Here is an 18,225-nt window from a genome sequence, read left to right on the forward strand (position 1 = left end):
TATTCTTTATTCTTTCTATTTATTCTTCTATATCAACACGTACTAATTTTGCCTGTTCTCTTTTTCTGTTAATAACATCAACAGAAACAGCTATTACAATTACAATCCCCATAACTATCTTTTGCCAAAATGTAGGAACTTTAGCTAAAATTAATCCATTTTTAAGTACAGCCATTAATATGATTCCTAAAGTAGTTCCAAATACAGTTCCGTATCCTCCCATTGTACTAGCTCCGCCTAAAACAACTATTGCTATAACATCCAATTCATAACCATTATAAGTATTAGGGTCTACTTGACCTACTATTGATATATGGGCAGCAGCAGCAAAACCTGTCATCATACCGCAAAATACATATATGAATATTAATATTTGTTCTACATTATATCCTACTCTTATAGCTGATGAATAACTTCCTCCTACAGCATATATTCCTCTTCCTATTAGAGTAAATTTTAGTAAGATAAAAGTAATTATTGCCGCTATTATTAGCATTATAACCTGTATAGATAAACCTGTTGTTGAACCTTGAGAATTAGCAAAATTACCTATCTGAATTCTTCCAAATTCTTTCCACCATTCAGGCAATCCTGTAATCCATATTCCTCCTGTATAAAATAAAACTCCTCCTAATATAATTGTCATAGTACCTAATGTAGTTACTATAGGCGGAATTTTAAATTTTGTTATTATTACTCCGTTTATAAGTCCTATTATTGATCCTGTAAGCATTGATAGTAAAATTACTACTATGGGATTTGAATTTGGAAAAGCATTCAAAAACTTACCTATAACAACAGCACATAAGGCTATAGTAGATGATACGGATAAATCTATACCTCCTGAAATAAGTACTGGAAGCATACCAAATGCCATTATACCTAAAACAGCATAACTTCTCATAAAATCGAAGATATTATCTATTTTTAAAAAAGCATCACTTATTAAAGTTAATATAAAAGACAATATAATAATTATTAATAATATACCAAATTCTTTTTGTTTAGTTATAGTCAATAAAAATTTAGACATAAATAAATCCCCTAAAAATTAATTAAACAACTGCTTTATGCATAATATCTTCTTGAGATACAGAATCATTAATAAATTCACCATTTATAGTTCCTCTTCTCATAACTAAAATTCTATCGCTTACAGAAAGAATTTCAGGTAATTCAGATGAAATTATAATAATAGATGTACCTTCTTTAGCTAATTTTCTAATAATTTGATGTATTTCAGATTTTGCCCCTATATCCACACCATTAGTAGGTTCGTCTATGATTAATATGTTAGCACCTGTTGATATCCATTTTGCTAATACTACCTTTTGCTGATTTCCTCCTGAAAGCTGAGAAGCTAACATATTTGGATCATTCGGTCTTACATCAAGCATTTTTATCCATTGATCTACAGAATTTCTTTGTTTTTTTATATCAATAAGACCAAATTTATTTTTGAATTTAGATAAAATAGGTAATGTTATATTGCTTTCTATTGTTTTAGGTAAAATGAGACCTTGTGTTTGTCTGCTTTCTGGTATATATGCTATACCATTTTTTAATGCTTCGCTTGGTGAATTTATGGATACTTCTTTACCATTTACCAATATTTTACCGCTATCCGGCTGCAATATTCCAAATACTATTTGAGCAAGTTCGCTTCGTCCGGCACCTACAAGACCTGTAATTCCTACAACTTCACCTTTATGAAGCTTGAAAGAAACATCTTTTATATTTCCTTTCTTAGATAATTGCTGTACTTCTAATACTATATCTTCATTTTGTTCTAATTTAGCATATTTTTTTATTTCGACTTTACGTCCAACCATCAAAGAAACTAATTTATCTTCATCTACATCTTTTCTATCTAAAGTATCCACATATTGTCCGTCTCTAAATATGGTAAATCTATCAGATACTCTAAACAATTCTTCCATTTTATGGCTTACAAACATAATAGCCATATTTTTATTTTTTAAGATATCTATTATTTCATATAAATGTTCTACTTCGCCTCTTGATAAAGCAGAAGTAGGTTCATCTAATATTATCATTTTAGCATCTTGAGCTATGGCACTTGCTATTGCAACCATTTGTTTTTTAGCAACAGATAAATTTTCTACTATTTCATTAGGATTAATATCCGAACCTATGAATTTTAAAGCTTTTCTTGCATTTTCATTGAGTTTTTTCCAATTAATTATAAATTGTTTTTTTTCTATAATCTCATTTATGCCTATATTTTCTGCTACAGTTAAATTGGTAAATAAACTAAAATCCTGGTATACAACAGATATTCCTTTTTTAATGGCGTCTATTACTCCATTTAATTTAGTTTCTTGACCGTCTATAACTATTTTAGCCCCTAGATCAGGCTGCTGAAATCCAGATAATATTTTTATTAATGTAGATTTACCAGCCCCATTTTCTCCAACTAGAGAATGTACTTCGCCGTATCTAATATCAAATTTTACCTTATTTAAGGCTTTTACACCAGGAAAAGTTTTACTTACATTTGAAATTTCTAAGAAAGTTTTATCATTCATAAATATCAAATCCTAATTTAAGTAATTATATCTTAATATAGTACATAAATAGATAAAAAAAAAGAACGTAATTTAACAAAAGTTACATTCTTTTTTGCTATTTTTTATATCTTTTTCTATATTCAGCAGGAGATATGGAGAATATTTGTTTGAATCGTTTATGAAAGTAGCTGTTATTTTCATATCCTATATTACTTATAATGTCTGAAATAGACAGATTAGTTTCTATTAAAAGTTTTGATGCTAGCTCAAATTTTTTATTTTGAAGCATTTCTTTAAAAGTCTGACCGAATTTAGATTTTATAAATCTGCTTATCTGAAATATATTGCTGTTTAATTGCTTAGCCAATTCAGATAATTTGGCTGTTTTGTATTCTGTTTCTATATAATTTGTTATATATTTTGATATTGTGTATTCATCATCTAATACAAAATTTTTTTCTAAAAGAAATGTATAATTGTATAGATACATAAATAATATGCCAATAAGTTTTTTATTAATATTAACTTCATCTAAAGATCTGTTTGTTATTATAGAGTATATTAAGTTTTCAAGTATATTTTCTATTGGAAGTATTCCAAATGTATTAAATAGTAAAAATTGTCTTTTGGTATTATCACTTTTAGATAAATTTATTATAAAATCTTTTATATAGTTATTTTCTTCTAACATAGATAATACATCATTGAAAAAATCTTTTTTTATTATAAAATTTATAGCAACATCATTTTTATTGCAGGCTTTTATTCTATGGGAGATATTAAAATTTAAAAATAGCAGATCCCCTTTATTTAAAGATATTTCTTCATTATCTATTACATGTATAATATTTCCTTTAAGGACATAAATAACTTCTATATATGTATGATTGTGTTCCGGTATATCTATGAATCTTGTATGCGGTCTTATTGTAATTAAATTCCCTTTTTTTAAAAATTTATTTACATCCACACATATAAAATCATTATCATCAGTATACAACTGCTTCTTAAAACTTTTTTTTCCAGATAAAATTTCACGTTCCTCTTCAGTTATATTATCAAAGAAATTTAAAATTTTACTATTTATAATTTATACCTCCAAATTATCATGATATTATTATAACATAATTAAATTCAAATTTCATTAATAAATCAAAAAAAAATACTGTTAGTTTCAAATTTAGTCCTTATGTAAAAAAACAACTGTAGTAGAATATTTAATAATAAATTTATTGTACATGTTATATATTTTTTAAGAGGAATTATGAAAATAAATTATTTTTTAGCTATAGATATAGGTGCTTCAGGCGGAAGACATATATTAGGATATATAGATGAAAATAATAAATTATCAGTTGAAGAAGTTTACAGATTTAAAAACGGAGTATCTGAAATTGATAATCATCTATGTTGGGATTTGGATTATCTTTTTTCTGAAATTGTAAAAGGCATAAAAAAATGTAAAGAAATAAATAAAATACCTGTTTCTATGGCCATAGATACTTGGGGTGTAGATTTTGTTTTATTGGATAAAGATAATAATACATTAGGAAATGCTGTAAGTTATAGAGATAAAAGAACTTTTAATATTCCTGAGCAAGTGTATAAAATAATATCTAAAGAAGAACTTTATAATAAAACAGGAATACAAAATAAAGAGTTTAATACAATATATCAATTATATTCAATGAAAGACAGTGGTATTTTTAATAAAGCTGATACTTTTTTGATGATGCCTGATTATTTTAATTTTTTGCTTACAGGTAAAAAAAATAATGAATATACTAATGCAAGTACCACACAATTATTAAATGTTTCATCTTGTCAATGGGATACTGATATATTGAATAAGCTAAAAATACCTAAGCATATTTTTCAAAATATATTGCAGCCCGGAACATTTGTAGGTATGTTAAAAGATGATATAAAAGAAATAGTGGGATTTGATTTAGAAGTAGTTACAGCACCGTCTCATGATACAGCTTCAGCAGTATTATCAGTACCTACAGAAAAAGATGACTTTTTATATATGAGTTCTGGTACTTGGTCATTATTAGGTATAGAAAGTGAAAAATATAATAATAGCTTAGATAGTTTAAAATTAAATTTTACTAATGAAGGTGGTTATAATCATAAATATAGATATCTTAAAAATATAATGGGACTATGGATAATACAAAATATTAAAAAAGAATTGAATAATAAATATTCTTTTGAAGAATTAAGCAACATGGCAAGAGAATTAAATGACAGCAATGTTATTATAGATGTTAATGATAATGCATTCTTTTCTCCTAGTTCTATGATAGATACTATAAAGGATTATTGTAAAACTAAGCTAAATTATGAAACTAAATCTATAAATGATATTGTAAATATTGTATATAATAGTCTTTGCCATAGTTATCATGAAGCTATAAAAGAAGTTGAGTTTTTATCAGGTAAGAAAATGGGTTCATTTTTTATAATAGGGGGAGGTTCTCAGGATAATTATTTGAATTCTTTAATAGCTAAGAAAACTAATATGCATATTTTCTCAGGACCTGTTGAGGCAACCTCTATAGGTAATATTATATGCCAAATGTTGAATAAGGGTGTATTTTCTTCTGTGAAGGAAGCAAGGAAATGTATTTCTTATTCTTTTGATATAAAACAATATAATTAAAATATTTGAGGAGTTTTTTATGAGCAGATATGAAGAAGCTAAAAAAATGTATTCTAAATTATCAATAAATACAGATGAGGCATTAGAAAAATTACAAAATATAAAAATTTCAGTACATTGCTGGCAGGGTGATGATGTTAATGGTTTTGATACTAAACAAAATCTATCTGGCGGTATACAAACTACAGGTAATTATTTAGGAAAAGCTAGAAACTACCAGGAATTGATGCAGGATATGGATAAGGCTTTTAGTTTAATACCTGGAAAGCATAAACTTAATTTACATGCTAGTTATGCTATATTTGAAGACGGAGAATTTGCTGACAGAGATAAACTTGAACCAAAGCATTTTAAGAAATGGGTTGATTTTGCAAAAGAAAGAAATATGGGTATTGATTTTAACCCTACATTTTTCTCTCATCCTAAAGCATCTCAATTCACATTATCAAGTCCTGATGAAGAAATTAGAAAGTTTTGGGTAGAGCATGGAAAAGCATGCATAAGAATCTCTCAATATTTTGCTGAAGAACTAAATGAACCATGCGTTATGAATATATGGATACCTGATGGTTATAAAGATATACCCGCTGATAGAATGTCTCCTAGAGTAAGATTTCAAAAGTCATTAGATGAAATATTATCTATAGATTATGATAAAGAAAAAGTTCTTGTTTGTTTAGAATCTAAGGTTTTTGGAATAGGTTTGGAAAGTTATACAGTTGGTTCTGCTGAATTCTGTATTAATTATGCAGCTTCAAGAGGTATTATGCCTTTAATGGACAATGGACATTATCATCCAACAGAATCTATTTATGATAAAATTTCTTCTATGCTTTTATTCAATAAAAATTTAGCATTGCATATAACAAGACCTGTAAGATGGGATTCGGATCATGTTATATTATTTAATGATGAAGTTAAAGAAATATGTAAAGAAATAACAAGATGCGATGATATATCAAGAATAAAAATAGCAACAGATTATTTTGATGCTAGTATCAATAGAATAGCTGCTTGGGTTATAGGAATTAGAAATGTTCAGAAAGCTTTATTATTCGGATTGCTTCAACCTAATAAAACTTTATATGATCTTCAAATGAAAAGCAAATTTACTCAATTAATGTTTTTACAAGAGGAAATAAAAACTTATCCTTTTGGAGATGTATGGAATGAGTTTTGTAATAGAAATAATGTAATAGGCTCTGAAGAATGGTTTAAAGAGATAGAAGATTATGAGAAGAATGTTCTTGTAAAAAGAGTTTAATTTTAATGATTATTTAAGGATATAAATTTATGGATTATAATATTAAATTTGTAAAAGGTTTTATAGAATTAGCTAAAGACGGATATCTTCATAATTGGCATGAAAGAAACGGAGGAAATTTAAGCTATCGTTTGACAGAAAAAGATGTTGAAGAAGCATCTAAATATTTTAAAGAAAATAATGAATATAAACCTATAGGTGTATCAGTTCCTAAATTAGCAAATGAATATTTTATGGTTACAGGCTCCGGAAAATTTTTCAAAAATGTTGATTTAGATACAGAAGATAGCACTTGTATAATACAGCTTGATAATAGCGGAGATAATTACCGTGTATTATGGGGATTAAGAAATGGTGGAAGACCAACTAGCGAACTTCCTACTCATTTAATGAATCATGAAATAAAAAAGATCACTACAGATAATAAATATAGAGTTATATATCATTGCCATCCAACTAATGTTATCGCTTTAACTTTTGTACTTCCATTAGATCATAAAGTTTTTACTAGAGAACTTTGGGAGATGGCTACTGAATGTCCTGTAGTATTTCCAAATGGTATAGGAATAGTAGAATGGATGGTTCCTGGTGGAAAGGACATAGCTATTGCTACTTCTAAACTTATGCATAATTTTGATGCGGTTATTTGGGCACATCATGGTTTATTTTGTTCAGGTGAGGATTATGATATAACTTTCGGACTTGCTCATACTATTGAAAAATCTGCTGAGATATTAGTGAAAGTTTTATCTATGTCAAATAATAAAAGACAAACTATTTTACCTCAGAATTTTAGAGATTTGGCTGTAGATTTTAAATTGACTCTTCCTGAAGAATATTTATATGAAAAAAAATGATTATATATAGGCAAATATATTAAATTTTGATATTTTTATTTTAATGCTTTATGATTTATCTGTTATTCTTACTAGATACTTATTTTTATTATAAGGAGTTTTTATGCAATATGTTATAGGTGTTGATGTAGGCAGCGGAAGTGTAAGGGCTGGAATATTTTCAATTACTGGGGATAGTCTGATATTTAAAAGTAAAGACATCAAAAACAGAAAAATGTCTGGTAATTTTGTTGAGCAGTCATCTACAGATATATGGGAAAGTCTTTGTCATGTTGTAAAAGAATCTATTAAAGAGACTAATATAAATCCTTTGGATATTATTGCTATAGGTTTCGATGCCACTTGTTCTCTTGTGGTATTAGATAAAGATAATAAACCAGTTAGTGTCAATCCGGATAATGATGATTATTGGAATATTATTATGTGGATGGATCATAGAGCAGAAAAAGAAACGGAATTTATTAATTCTAATAATTATGAAGTTTTAAATTATGTAGGCGGTAAAATTAGTATTGAAATGGAAATACCAAAAATACTATGGCTTAAAAATAATTTAATTAATTCATATGAAAGAATTGATAAGTTTTTTGATTTAGCAGATTTTTTGCAGTATAAGGCTTCTGGATCTGATATTAGAAGTTCATGTACACTGGCTTGCAAATGGACATATTTAGCTCATAAAAATAGTTGGGATAAAAGTTTTTTTGAGGTAATAGGTTTATCTGATTTATTAGAAAATAAAAATATAGGTACTACAGTTAAAGAACCTGGAAGTTTAGCCGGTTTTTTAACAAAAGAAAGTGCTTTAGAATTAGGGCTTCATGAAAATGTAAAAGTTTCTGTTGGAATGATAGATGCTCATGCGGGCGGACTTGGTTCTTTAAGAGATGAGGCAGATGATGTACTTGTTATAGTAGCCGGAACATCTGCTTGTCATATGATGAATAGAAATGAATCTACTTTTATACCAGGAATATGGGGACCTTATTATAATGCTATGGTTTCTAATATGTGGCTTAATGAAGGCGGACAAAGTGCTTATGGCAGTTTATTAGATTATACATTGAGAAATCATTCTTACTATAGCACGGTATTAAAGCAAGTAAATGGAGTGCATAATAAAATATATGATGTATTAAATGATGAGATCAAAAGGTTAAGGGAGAAAGATCCTTATATAATAAAAGATTTACATGTTTTAGATTATCATTATGGTAATAGATCTCCAAGAGCAGATAATAAGCCTAGAGGTATTATTGTAGGTATAGATATGGCTGAGAACTTAGAGTCTATGGCTAAAATATATTTGGCTGTTTTAGACAGTATATGTTTTGGTACTAGACATATTATAGAGGTTGCAAGAGATAATGGATATAAGATAAACACTATTATCGTTTGTGGCGGTGCTGCTAAAAATACATTATATATGCAGGAATTAGCAGATATTTGTAATCAGGATATTTATTTTGCCGGACATGATGAGGCAGTGGTTTTGGGAAGTGCCATAAATGCTTCTATAGCTTCAGGAGTTTATTCTACATATAAAGAGGCATTAAATAAAATGGGAAGACTTGGAGAGATGGTAAAACCTAATAATAAATTAGCTGATTACTATAATAAAAAATATGAAATTTATTTGAATATGTTTAATGATAAAATTAAATATGAAAATATTATGAAAGATTTTTAATTGATTAATCTGGAGATAAAATATGCAATATTATATTGGATTAGATAATGGAGGCACTACTACTAAAGCAGCTTTATATGATGAGTTTGGTAATGAAATAGCCATAGCTTCAACAGATACAAATGTAATTAATCCTAAACCTGGTTTTACCGAAAGAGACATGGAAGAGATGTGGGAAGCTAATTGCAAAATAATATCGCAGGTTATTGAGATGTCTAAAATCAATCCTAAAGATATAGCTGCTTTGGCCTGCTGCGGACATGGTAAAGGTTTATACTTATGGGGAAAAGATAATAAACCATCTTATAATGGTATTATATCAACAGACAATAGAGCTTGGAAGTATGTTACTAATTGGAAGGAAAACGGGATAGAAAAAGAGGTATTTAAATTATCATATCAGCATATAATGCCTTGTCAACCTGTTGCCTTATTATCATGGTTTAAAGACAATGATATAAATGTAATAAATAATACTAAATATATTTTTGAATGTAAGGATTATATAAGATTTAGATTAACAGGTGAGGCAAATGCAGAGATTACTGATTATTCAGGGTCTAATTTATTAAATTTAAATACAAAAAATTATGATGATGAGCTTCTTAAATTATTTGATTTAAGTATTATAAAAGATAAGCTTCCGCCTATAAAAAATTCTACAGATATATGCGGCTATATAACAAAAGAAGCTGCTCAAAAAACAGGATTATTAGAGGGTACTCCTGTAGCTGGAGGAATGTTTGATATAGATGCTTGTGCTATTGCTGCAGGTTTGGTTAATGAAGATAATGTATGTATGATAGCAGGTACTTGGAGTATAAATGAATATATTAGAAAAGATGCTGTATTAGACGGATCAGTATTAATGAATTCTGTTTTTTGTATGCCTGAGTATTATCTTATAGAAGAATCTAGTGCTACTTCAGCCGGTAACTTTGAATGGTTTTTGAAAAATATTTTTGGAGATTTTGTACAAAATGTATCTTCAAAAAAAGATTTATATAAAAAAATAGATGAAGAAATAGACTCTGTTTCTATTAAAGATTTTTGTCCTATATTTCATCCGTTTTTGATGGCAAGCAATGTTCATCCTAATGCTAAAGCTAGTATAATAGGCATGAATAATTATCATACTAGAGCACATTTATTTAGAGGAATGTATGAAGGTATTGCTTTCTCTCATAGATTTCATTTAGATAAATTAAAGGCAAGCAGAAATAAACCTATAAAATCTATTAAATTAGCTGGAGGTGTTGCTAGATCTAAAGTTTGGAGCAGTATGTTCAGTGATATTATGGGGATAGATATAGATGTAATTGATATAATGGAAACTGGAGCATTTGGATGTGCTATTGCATGTTCTGTGGCTTCCGGTCAATATAAAACTTTGGAAGAAGCAGCAGAAAAAATGGTGAAAATTGCAAATACTATAAAAGCAGACAAAGATAAACATGAAATATATTCTAAAAAGTATAAATTATATAAACAAACATTAGAATTATTGGATAGTCTTTGGGATAATATTGATTTATGATTATATTTTAAGAATTTTTCCATCATTAATTTTATTTTATAGAAAACTCTTTTTTTGGGGACTTATAGTCCCCTATTTTTATATAATAATTTTGACAAATTTAGAATTTACTGATATAGTTCTTTTAGTTAGTTAGGAGTTTAATTATGCAAATATTTCAAGAAAAATTATTAAAAGCTTTAGAAATGTATCAAAACGATTTTGATAATATTATAGGAAGTTTTTTTGATGATAAAGAGAAATATAATAATTTAATAAGTAAATATTCATGCGAAATGGAAGATGATGTTGATAAAAATTATTTATTAAGGGCAAGACTTTCATTTTCTATTATATATTATAAAAATCTACAAGCGTTAAATAAAGAAGCTTTGAAAAATATAATCATTCATTTATTTAATGAAGAATTAAAAGACAGAGAACACTCAAAATATAAAGGAATAGGAATAGCATTAGAATCTTTGACATTTCTTTTAAGCAAATACAATAAGGATAATAAAGATTTATTTGAAAAAGCAAAAAAGATAAATACTGATTGTGCCATTGGTTATGACAGTAATGTGAGATTTGAAAGTGATATAGAAAAATTAACTATTCAGTATTGTATGCATTATGCTTTGGAATTGGGATTTAAAGATTTATATTATGAATTAATAGATGTATGGAAATCAAGCATTGAAAAATGGGACAGGATTAATTTAGAAAGACTTAGAGATTTTGAAATAGAAATAGGAAACAAAGATGGTGAATTAGAGGCTAATAAAAAACTTTATGAGATTGTTAAAAGTGATTATGATAAAAACAAACAAAATCAGGCATTATCAAAGAAGTATTTATTTTATTTAGTTTCATATTTAAGTAATTATGCAGAGAATTTAATAAGGGTTTCAAATTATGATGAGGCTTTGAATATTATTTTATTAAATATTGATGATATAAAATCTATTAATAATAATGCTTTTTATAAAGTTCATGCCGGCATATCAATAGCAGACAGTGCGTTAAAAATTTTAATTAACAAAGAAATTAATGATAATATAAACTCATTATGGGATTTTATAAAGATAGCATTTACTAATGAACATAATACATATTCAAAGAGTTTATATGATTCTTTCTTTAAAGCATGCGATAAAATGAATGACTTAGAATTAAAAGAGAAAGTTGAAAAAGAGATGAAAAACTAAGCACGGGCTACGGTAAGCAAACCTATTTTGTTAATGCATTCTAGTTTCTTAATCTCTTTAGAAATTTCATTTAAAGTGCTTCCCGTGGTAAGTACATCATCTATTATAAGAAGATTTATTTTATTATGATTGCTGTAGTCAGTATTTATCACAAAAGCATTTTTTATCATATTTAGTCTTTCTGTTTTACTGTTTAAAGAGCTTAATGCTTTGGTTTCTTTTTTTCTGAATATTATATCATCTATTAATTTTATATTTAGGATTTTGGATATTGTTTTAGCTATTATTTCACTTTGATTGTATCCTCTTTCCAAAAATCTATTTTTACCAAGAGGTACAAAAGTAACTGCATCATAGCTTTTAATATAATCTTTATAATAATAACTAAGCATAGCAGCAAAGTCTTTACAAATTAAATATCTATGAGAGAACTTCATTTTGTGAATCAAATCTACTGTATGATTATTATAATAAAGCATAGATTTACATTCATCAAAATAAAGTTCTTCATCTTTGCAAATGCATATTGATTTTTCACTTTCTAAAACTTTACCGCATTTAGGGCATCGTATATATTCATCTTTATGTATATAATCCAAATTTTTATTTATGCAGTCAATACAAACATAATTCATATTATTACTTTGCATTAATTCACCGCATATTATACAGTGATTAGGAAATATTAAAGAAAATATATTATTTATAATATGCTTGTAAAGTTTCATTTAATATTTAATTATTTTACTTGTATCATAGGGGTAACACCAGAGCCTGAAACCTGAGGCATTTTACCATCCCATTTCTCTATATACATTCTTTGAATAAGAAGAGGTGTTAAAGATTCCTGCATTATTCTATTAGCTTCTGCTATACCTTTAGCTTTTGTTATTTCAGCTTCAGCTTCATATCTTACTTTTTCCAATGCATTTTGTGCTGTTAAAGCATCTTGGGAAGCTATCAATTTTCTTTCTATTGCCTGATCAAATTCATCAGAAAAATCATGTTCTATAATAGAGCATGCAGCAACTGTGATGCCGTAATCCTGAAAATCACTCATAACTTCTTTTAAAAGCTCTCCAGCCATTTCATTTCTTTTTGTTATGAATTCTTCTATAGTGTATCTTGCAGAAACAGCATTCAAACTCTCTGATATTCTAGGATTAACTAATTTGTTTTTATAATCTGTTCCGAATTTTCTAAATAAATCCAAAGCATCTCCTGTTATAGAATACTGAACATTTAAAGTCATAGATATTGTCTGCATATCCTTTGATGATACAGCATAAGTTTTTTCTACAGTTTGTTCTCTTACTTCCATAGTTTTTATTGTGTCTATAAAAGGTATTCTAAAATGAAGTCCCGGCTCTTCCTGAGATATAGCTTTACCTAATCTGCTTCTTATTCCAACTTCCCCAGTAGATACTATTGTAACACTGGAAAATATTAAAAATCCTACAACTAAAACCACAGGCAATGCTATAAAAAGTATAGAATGCAGCTTATTTGAACTCACATTTATTATTCTCATATGTTCCTCCTTAAATATATATGAAATATTAAAATATAAGTAATTTTTTTGCAAGTATATCCTATTGGGGTATTATTCGGAATCATTTTATTAAAATAAAAATAATTTATTATACTAAAATATTAATTGCATTAAGAAAAAAAATACTATATAATTTATCCTACTATTTACAAATAACAGCTGCATTAATTATGTCAAATTGAATAATAGTCAAAAAAGTAATTTTTTATTATCGGAGTCTTTTTATGGAAATGCTTAATAGAGTTTTAATATCAGATGATGGTCATAGAATGTATACATATATTTTTAAACCTGATTCTAAGCCTAAAGCAATAGTGCAAATAGTTCATGGACTTGGAGAGCATGCCGGAAGATATAAAGAGATTGCTGAAAAACTTAATAAAGAAGGATTTTTAGTTTGTGCCGACGATCATAGAGGATTTGGAAGAAGCACTGTAAGTAAGGATCAAATAGGTCATATGGCCGATAAAAATGGACATGAACTTATTATAGAAGATATGAAGCATTTGATGGTAAATACAAAAGCCGATTATCCTAATCTTCCTTATTTTATGATGGGTCATAGTATGGGTTCTTTTCTTACCAGAGGTTTTTTGATTAAATATTATAAAGATTTAAATGGTGCTATAATAATGGGTACTAGAGGAAAACCTAAGGGAATAGAAAATTTAGGAAAAACTATAGCTAATATTCAGAAGTCATTATTCGGCGGAAGAAAAAGAGCTTATTTACTTGACAAATTATCAGTTGGCGGATACGGTAAAAAATTCTTCCCTAAAGATAATTCAGATTTAGCATGGCTTACTTCAGATAAAGAAGAAATTAAAAAAGCTCAGGAAGATGAATACTTTGCAAATAAGCCTGCAAGTATAGAAACTTACATTCAATTATTTGAACTTATTGATAAAATTTCAAATAAGGATAATTATTCTTCTATGGATAAAAATTTCCCTATACTTTTAATATCAGGAGCAAAAGATCCTGTAGGAGATATGGGAAAGGGAGTTAAATGGGTTCATGAAATGTATGAGTCATTAGGATTTAAAGATGTTACTATAAGTCTTTATGAAAATGGAAGACATGAAATACTTAATGATGTTCAAAGAGATGATGTATCTAAAGAGATAATTGCTTGGCTTAATGCTCATATAGCATAGTATTACTATATGATATTTTTATAAAGCATAGGTATAATTATTTATACTTATGCTTTTTTAATAGTATATACTAAAAATTTTTAAGTTTGTCAAAATTTAGATTTTTAATTTTATTGTTTGTGGGGACTAGCCCCCACACCCCCAGTTCTTTTATTGGTATAAAAGAACCAAAAAAACTGCATTTTTAACCCATATTTTAGGTATTACTACACATTTAATACATATTGTAGTAATATAAGGTTGTAGCACTTGCGTTTTTTGCAACTTTTTTGTGCGTCAAAAAGTTGATAATACATTTACAAAAATATTAAAATTGACAAAATGTAATTGTTTAGGTATAAATTTAATCATAATAGGCATAAGAACCTAATTCTCTTGATGCATCATAATCTTCTTTTATACTCATAGCATATTTATTTTCTGAGTTAATAAATTTTAAACATGATTTTATTGCTTCTTTTGAGAGGGGAGGAACATCTTTTTTATTTAAAGCTTCTTCTACACAAAGCCAAATAACTTCGCTGTTTTCACTGTCATTAACTTTTGCCTCTCCTGAAATATATTCTGCTCTGAATATTAAATACCAATCATTTTCAGTAAAACGCATTGATACTATTTCTTTTGTTTTTACTTTCACATTAGTTTCTTCTAATACTTCACGCTCAGCAGCTTCAGCAGGCAGTTCTCCTTCATTGATGAATCCTCCCGGTATTATAAGAAGTCCTTTTCCTCTGCCGTAATTATGACGTCCTAGAAGAACTTTACCGTCATTTATTACTACACAGCCTACGCCTTTTCCAAATATCATTCTTTCATTATCTGAAAATGCCATTTATCATTCCTTTTAATTATTTTTTATCATTATAAAAATTTATTTCTAATATATACTCATCATCTTTATTTACAGCGGCATTTTTTGATACTCTATTTAATCCGTAAGGCTCTAAATATAATGCTAGTATATCATCTTTTTCTGATAATATTACTGGTATTTTTTCCCTTTCATATAATGGTATTTTTAAATCTATGAAAATTTTTCTTAAATATTTTTTATTTCCATTAGGATAAGCATTTATAAAGTCAGATTCTTTTTTATTTCTTATTATTAATGGATAATCTGCTTTTATATAAATATTATTCTTATAATTAATATCTTTGTTTAAAACGGTTTTTATTTCTATTTTTTTATTTAAAAAGTTATATACTCCGTCTTTTTCAATTTTTATAAAATTATTTATTTTTGTATCATTAAGTTTTTTTTCATTTTGTTTTTCTATAGTTTTTATAAAGTTATATTCTTTTATCAAATAAAAATTATCCAGTCTTAATCTTATATTAGGCTTATCTGATTTTATCAGTTTTAATATTTCTGAAACCCTTTTCTCTGTTATCTCTATATTATTTTTTGCTAAAAATTTGATTATTATTTTTTTTATAAAAAGTTCATTTGTATTTTTTATTTTTTCTATATTAAGTTTTGTATTTTTTTCAGATATATTTTTTTTGTATAATTTATTAATTTTTTTTCTTAAAATATATGTTTCTTCATAGCTTCTTTTTGCAAATCTTATAATATTGTTTTTAGCATTTGTATTTATTTCTTCAAGCATTGGTATTATCAAATTTCTTATCTTGTTTCTAGAATAATAATTTTTTTTATTTGAAACATCTTCTCTATGTTCAAGATTATTATTTTTAGCGTACTCTTCAATGTCTTTTCTATAGAAATTTAAAATAGGTCTTAAGATATATCCTTTTTTATCTCTTAAACTTTTATAGACATTAGTTCCAGCACCTTTAATCATTCTGTAAATTATAGTTTCAGCTAAATCATCTTTATTATGTGCTATTAATAAATAGTCGTATATTTTTTTATTATGAAGTTCTTCAAAAAAATTATATCTGTCATTTCTAGCTTCAAGCTGAATATTTTTTCCATTATAGCTGTTAGGTGCTATTTCTTTAACATATATTTCTATATTATATTTCTTAGCCATATCGCGTGCGAATAATTCATCATTTATAGAATCTTCGCCTCTGAGATTATAATTAACATGTATTATTATTAAATTGAATGATAACTCATCTTTTAATCTATATGCTATATTTAAAAGAACTTGAGAATCTATTCCGCCTGAATATGCTACGGCTAAAGTTTTATTTTTTATATATTCTATATTTGAAAGTAAAAAATTATAAGTTTCTTTTAACATAAAAATATCCTAAAGTTTAAATACATCATTTTTCTCATTAATTATTATTTTTCTTTCTGTTATATTTATATTTTCATTATCAATTAAATTTTTATCTGATAATATTTCATTGTTTGCATCATAATCTTTTAATATATTTTTTGAATTAGCATAACAGTAAATGCATCCGTTAGTGCATGTATTATATATTCCTATATCAATACTTTCTATACAATTGCATAATTTTCTTTGGGATTTATCCTTTTTTTCTTTTATAGAATATCCTAATATTTTTTGTATTCTTTCTTTATCTATGCATGCAGACTTTTCTATTGTTATATTATCAAAATCTTGGGAACAGGATTTTAATTTTATATTATTTTTTTCAGATATTTCTTTTATATTTTCTATTAATATAATTTTATCATTGTAATTTATATTTTTAATATTGTTTTTTATCTTTGAATATATTTGCACAAAACTGAATATGCATTCATCTGTATAACCATTTAAATTATCAGCAAAGTTTTTGAAATTATTTATATGATAATTAGCATCAAAATCATCATTTAAAATAATAGGGTCATATCTCCATATAATTTTTTCTTTACCAAATAATTTGCTTATAATCTGAAAGTTTTTTATTAATAAATTTTTATCAGGTATATTTTTTTCTATATTTTTGTTATAAGGTGTGATAGTAAAATGCAGATAAAACTCATACCCTAAATCTCTAACTTCTTTTAGAAAATCAATATTAGGATTCTTCGACCAAAATACTATTATATCAACTATATTTTTATTTAATGGTATTTTGTAGAAATTATTTTTACTTATAGGATTTTGAGTAATAACATATTCTTCTTTTAATCTATTCAAAAACCATTTAGTATGTAAAGAAGGTATATCGGTTCTTCTGCTTGCACTTATTATCATTTTGTATTTAGTTTAAAATACGCCCATTTTCTTTCTTTGAGATAATTTTACTCCGTAAGCATCATGTCCCGGATATAATAAAGTATCATCATCTAAAGCAAATACTTTCTTTGATATGCTTTCTTCTAAAGTAGCAAAATCACCTGTAGGAAAATCTGTTCTTCCTATTCCATAGGCAAATATTGTATCACCGCAGAATAAATGTCCTTCAGTATAAAAGCATACTCCGCCTCTTGTATGTCCCGGTGTATGTATAACCTTGAACTCTATATCTTTTAATTTGAAAGTATCACCGTCATTGAATTGTATTTCAGGACTTTGACATTTTATAACGCTTCCTAAATATGAACTTACATTCAAACTTCCGTCCTGAAAGAAATCATAATCCATACTATGAACGCAATGAGGAACATTAGGAAATTCTTTTCTTATATCATCGGCACCAGATATATGGTCGAAATGCCCATGAGTATATATCACCTTTACTAGTTTTTTCCCTTCTAATACTTTTTTATAAGCATTATAATTATTTAATTGTGCTGCATCTATAATCATAGCTTCATCATCAGCTATTACTACATAAGAATTCATAGCATACATATTATTATTTATGCAGTATATTTTTAATTCGCTCATTATTATTTCTCCTGTTTTTAG

At 26.7% G+C, this 18,225-nt stretch carries 16 protein-coding genes; 7 read left to right on the top strand and 9 right to left on the bottom strand.

Features of this window, described 5'->3' with window-relative positions:
* Positions 1-19 precede the first annotated feature (19 nt).
* The 3 genes from Q0K19_RS03725 to Q0K19_RS03735 all read right to left on the bottom strand — a co-directional run bounded on the left by Q0K19_RS03725 (position 20) and on the right by Q0K19_RS03735 (position 3,501).
* Positions 20-1,033: an ABC transporter permease gene (locus Q0K19_RS03725; RefSeq protein WP_297245445.1), complete on the bottom strand. Its 1,014-nt coding sequence runs from the start codon at positions 1,031-1,033 to the stop codon at positions 20-22.
* Positions 1,034-1,055: 22 nt separating this feature from the next.
* Entirely contained in the window at positions 1,056-2,549 is a 1,494-nt protein-coding gene (locus Q0K19_RS03730) for a sugar ABC transporter ATP-binding protein (RefSeq protein ID WP_297245447.1), read from the bottom strand.
* A 97-nt stretch (positions 2,550-2,646) separates the two neighbouring features.
* A complete protein-coding gene (locus Q0K19_RS03735; RefSeq protein WP_297245449.1) occupies positions 2,647-3,501 on the bottom strand; it encodes an AraC family transcriptional regulator in 855 nt (284 codons plus the stop codon).
* A gap of 294 nt (positions 3,502-3,795) precedes the next feature.
* On the opposite strand from Q0K19_RS03735, the gene Q0K19_RS03740 reads away from it, so the two are divergent.
* The 6 genes from Q0K19_RS03740 (at position 3,796) to Q0K19_RS03765 (ending at position 11,731) form a co-directional block, all read left to right on the top strand.
* Positions 3,796-5,196 carry a rhamnulokinase family protein gene (locus tag Q0K19_RS03740; protein WP_297245451.1) on the top strand — a complete coding sequence of 467 codons (1,401 nt, stop codon included), beginning with the start codon at positions 3,796-3,798 and terminating at the stop codon, positions 5,194-5,196.
* Between the two features lie 19 nt (positions 5,197-5,215).
* Positions 5,216-6,460 carry an L-rhamnose isomerase gene (locus Q0K19_RS03745; protein WP_048595318.1) on the top strand — a complete coding sequence of 415 codons (1,245 nt, stop codon included), beginning with the start codon at positions 5,216-5,218 and terminating at the stop codon, positions 6,458-6,460.
* Between the two features lie 29 nt (positions 6,461-6,489).
* Positions 6,490-7,317, top strand: a complete 828-nt coding sequence (gene rhaD / locus Q0K19_RS03750; protein ID WP_297245453.1) for a rhamnulose-1-phosphate aldolase — start codon at positions 6,490-6,492, stop codon at positions 7,315-7,317.
* A 103-nt stretch (positions 7,318-7,420) separates the two neighbouring features.
* Positions 7,421-9,007, top strand: coding sequence for an FGGY-family carbohydrate kinase (locus tag Q0K19_RS03755; protein ID WP_297245455.1), 1,587 nt, complete (start codon positions 7,421-7,423; stop codon positions 9,005-9,007).
* A gap of 22 nt (positions 9,008-9,029) precedes the next feature.
* The gene (locus tag Q0K19_RS03760) at positions 9,030-10,544 is read left to right on the top strand and encodes an FGGY-family carbohydrate kinase (RefSeq protein ID WP_297245458.1); all 1,515 of its coding nucleotides are present in this window, start codon (positions 9,030-9,032) and stop codon (positions 10,542-10,544) included.
* 146 nt (positions 10,545-10,690) lie between these two features.
* Positions 10,691-11,731: a hypothetical protein gene (locus Q0K19_RS03765; protein ID WP_297245460.1), complete on the top strand. Its 1,041-nt coding sequence runs from the start codon at positions 10,691-10,693 to the stop codon at positions 11,729-11,731.
* Here Q0K19_RS03765 and Q0K19_RS03770 read toward each other — a convergent pair.
* Both Q0K19_RS03770 and Q0K19_RS03775 read right to left on the bottom strand, forming a co-directional pair.
* Entirely contained in the window at positions 11,728-12,459 is a 732-nt protein-coding gene (locus Q0K19_RS03770; RefSeq protein ID WP_297245462.1) for a ComF family protein, read from the bottom strand. The genes Q0K19_RS03765 and Q0K19_RS03770 overlap by 4 nt on opposite strands.
* 11 nt (positions 12,460-12,470) lie before the next feature.
* The gene (locus Q0K19_RS03775; protein ID WP_297245463.1) at positions 12,471-13,262 is read right to left on the bottom strand and encodes a prohibitin family protein; all 792 of its coding nucleotides are present in this window, start codon (positions 13,260-13,262) and stop codon (positions 12,471-12,473) included.
* A gap of 245 nt (positions 13,263-13,507) precedes the next feature.
* Here Q0K19_RS03775 and Q0K19_RS03780 point away from each other — a divergent pair, with 245 nt between their 5' ends.
* Positions 13,508-14,440, top strand: coding sequence for an alpha/beta fold hydrolase (locus Q0K19_RS03780; RefSeq protein ID WP_297245465.1), 933 nt, complete (start codon positions 13,508-13,510; stop codon positions 14,438-14,440).
* 343 nt (positions 14,441-14,783) lie between these two features.
* Here Q0K19_RS03780 and Q0K19_RS03785 read toward each other — a convergent pair whose 3' ends face one another.
* Genes Q0K19_RS03785 through Q0K19_RS03800 form a run of 4 tightly spaced genes read right to left on the bottom strand, consistent with a single transcriptional unit; the run spans position 14,784 to position 18,204 of the window.
* Complete coding sequence (locus Q0K19_RS03785) at positions 14,784-15,272, bottom strand: NUDIX domain-containing protein (protein WP_297245468.1); 489 nt, start codon at positions 15,270-15,272, stop codon at positions 14,784-14,786.
* A 16-nt stretch (positions 15,273-15,288) separates the two neighbouring features.
* Positions 15,289-16,653, bottom strand: coding sequence for a tRNA lysidine(34) synthetase TilS (gene tilS, locus Q0K19_RS03790; RefSeq protein ID WP_297245470.1), 1,365 nt, complete (start codon positions 16,651-16,653; stop codon positions 15,289-15,291).
* Between the two features lie 9 nt (positions 16,654-16,662).
* Positions 16,663-17,568, bottom strand: coding sequence for a DUF1848 domain-containing protein (locus Q0K19_RS03795; protein WP_297245472.1), 906 nt, complete (start codon positions 17,566-17,568; stop codon positions 16,663-16,665).
* Positions 17,569-17,580: 12 nt separating this feature from the next.
* Positions 17,581-18,204 carry an MBL fold metallo-hydrolase gene (locus Q0K19_RS03800; protein ID WP_297245474.1) on the bottom strand — a complete coding sequence of 208 codons (624 nt, stop codon included), beginning with the start codon at positions 18,202-18,204 and terminating at the stop codon, positions 17,581-17,583.
* Positions 18,205-18,225 lie beyond the last annotated feature (21 nt).

This window comes from uncultured Brachyspira sp. (assembly GCF_944393015.1).
Lineage (GTDB): Bacteria > Spirochaetota > Brachyspiria > Brachyspirales > Brachyspiraceae > Brachyspira.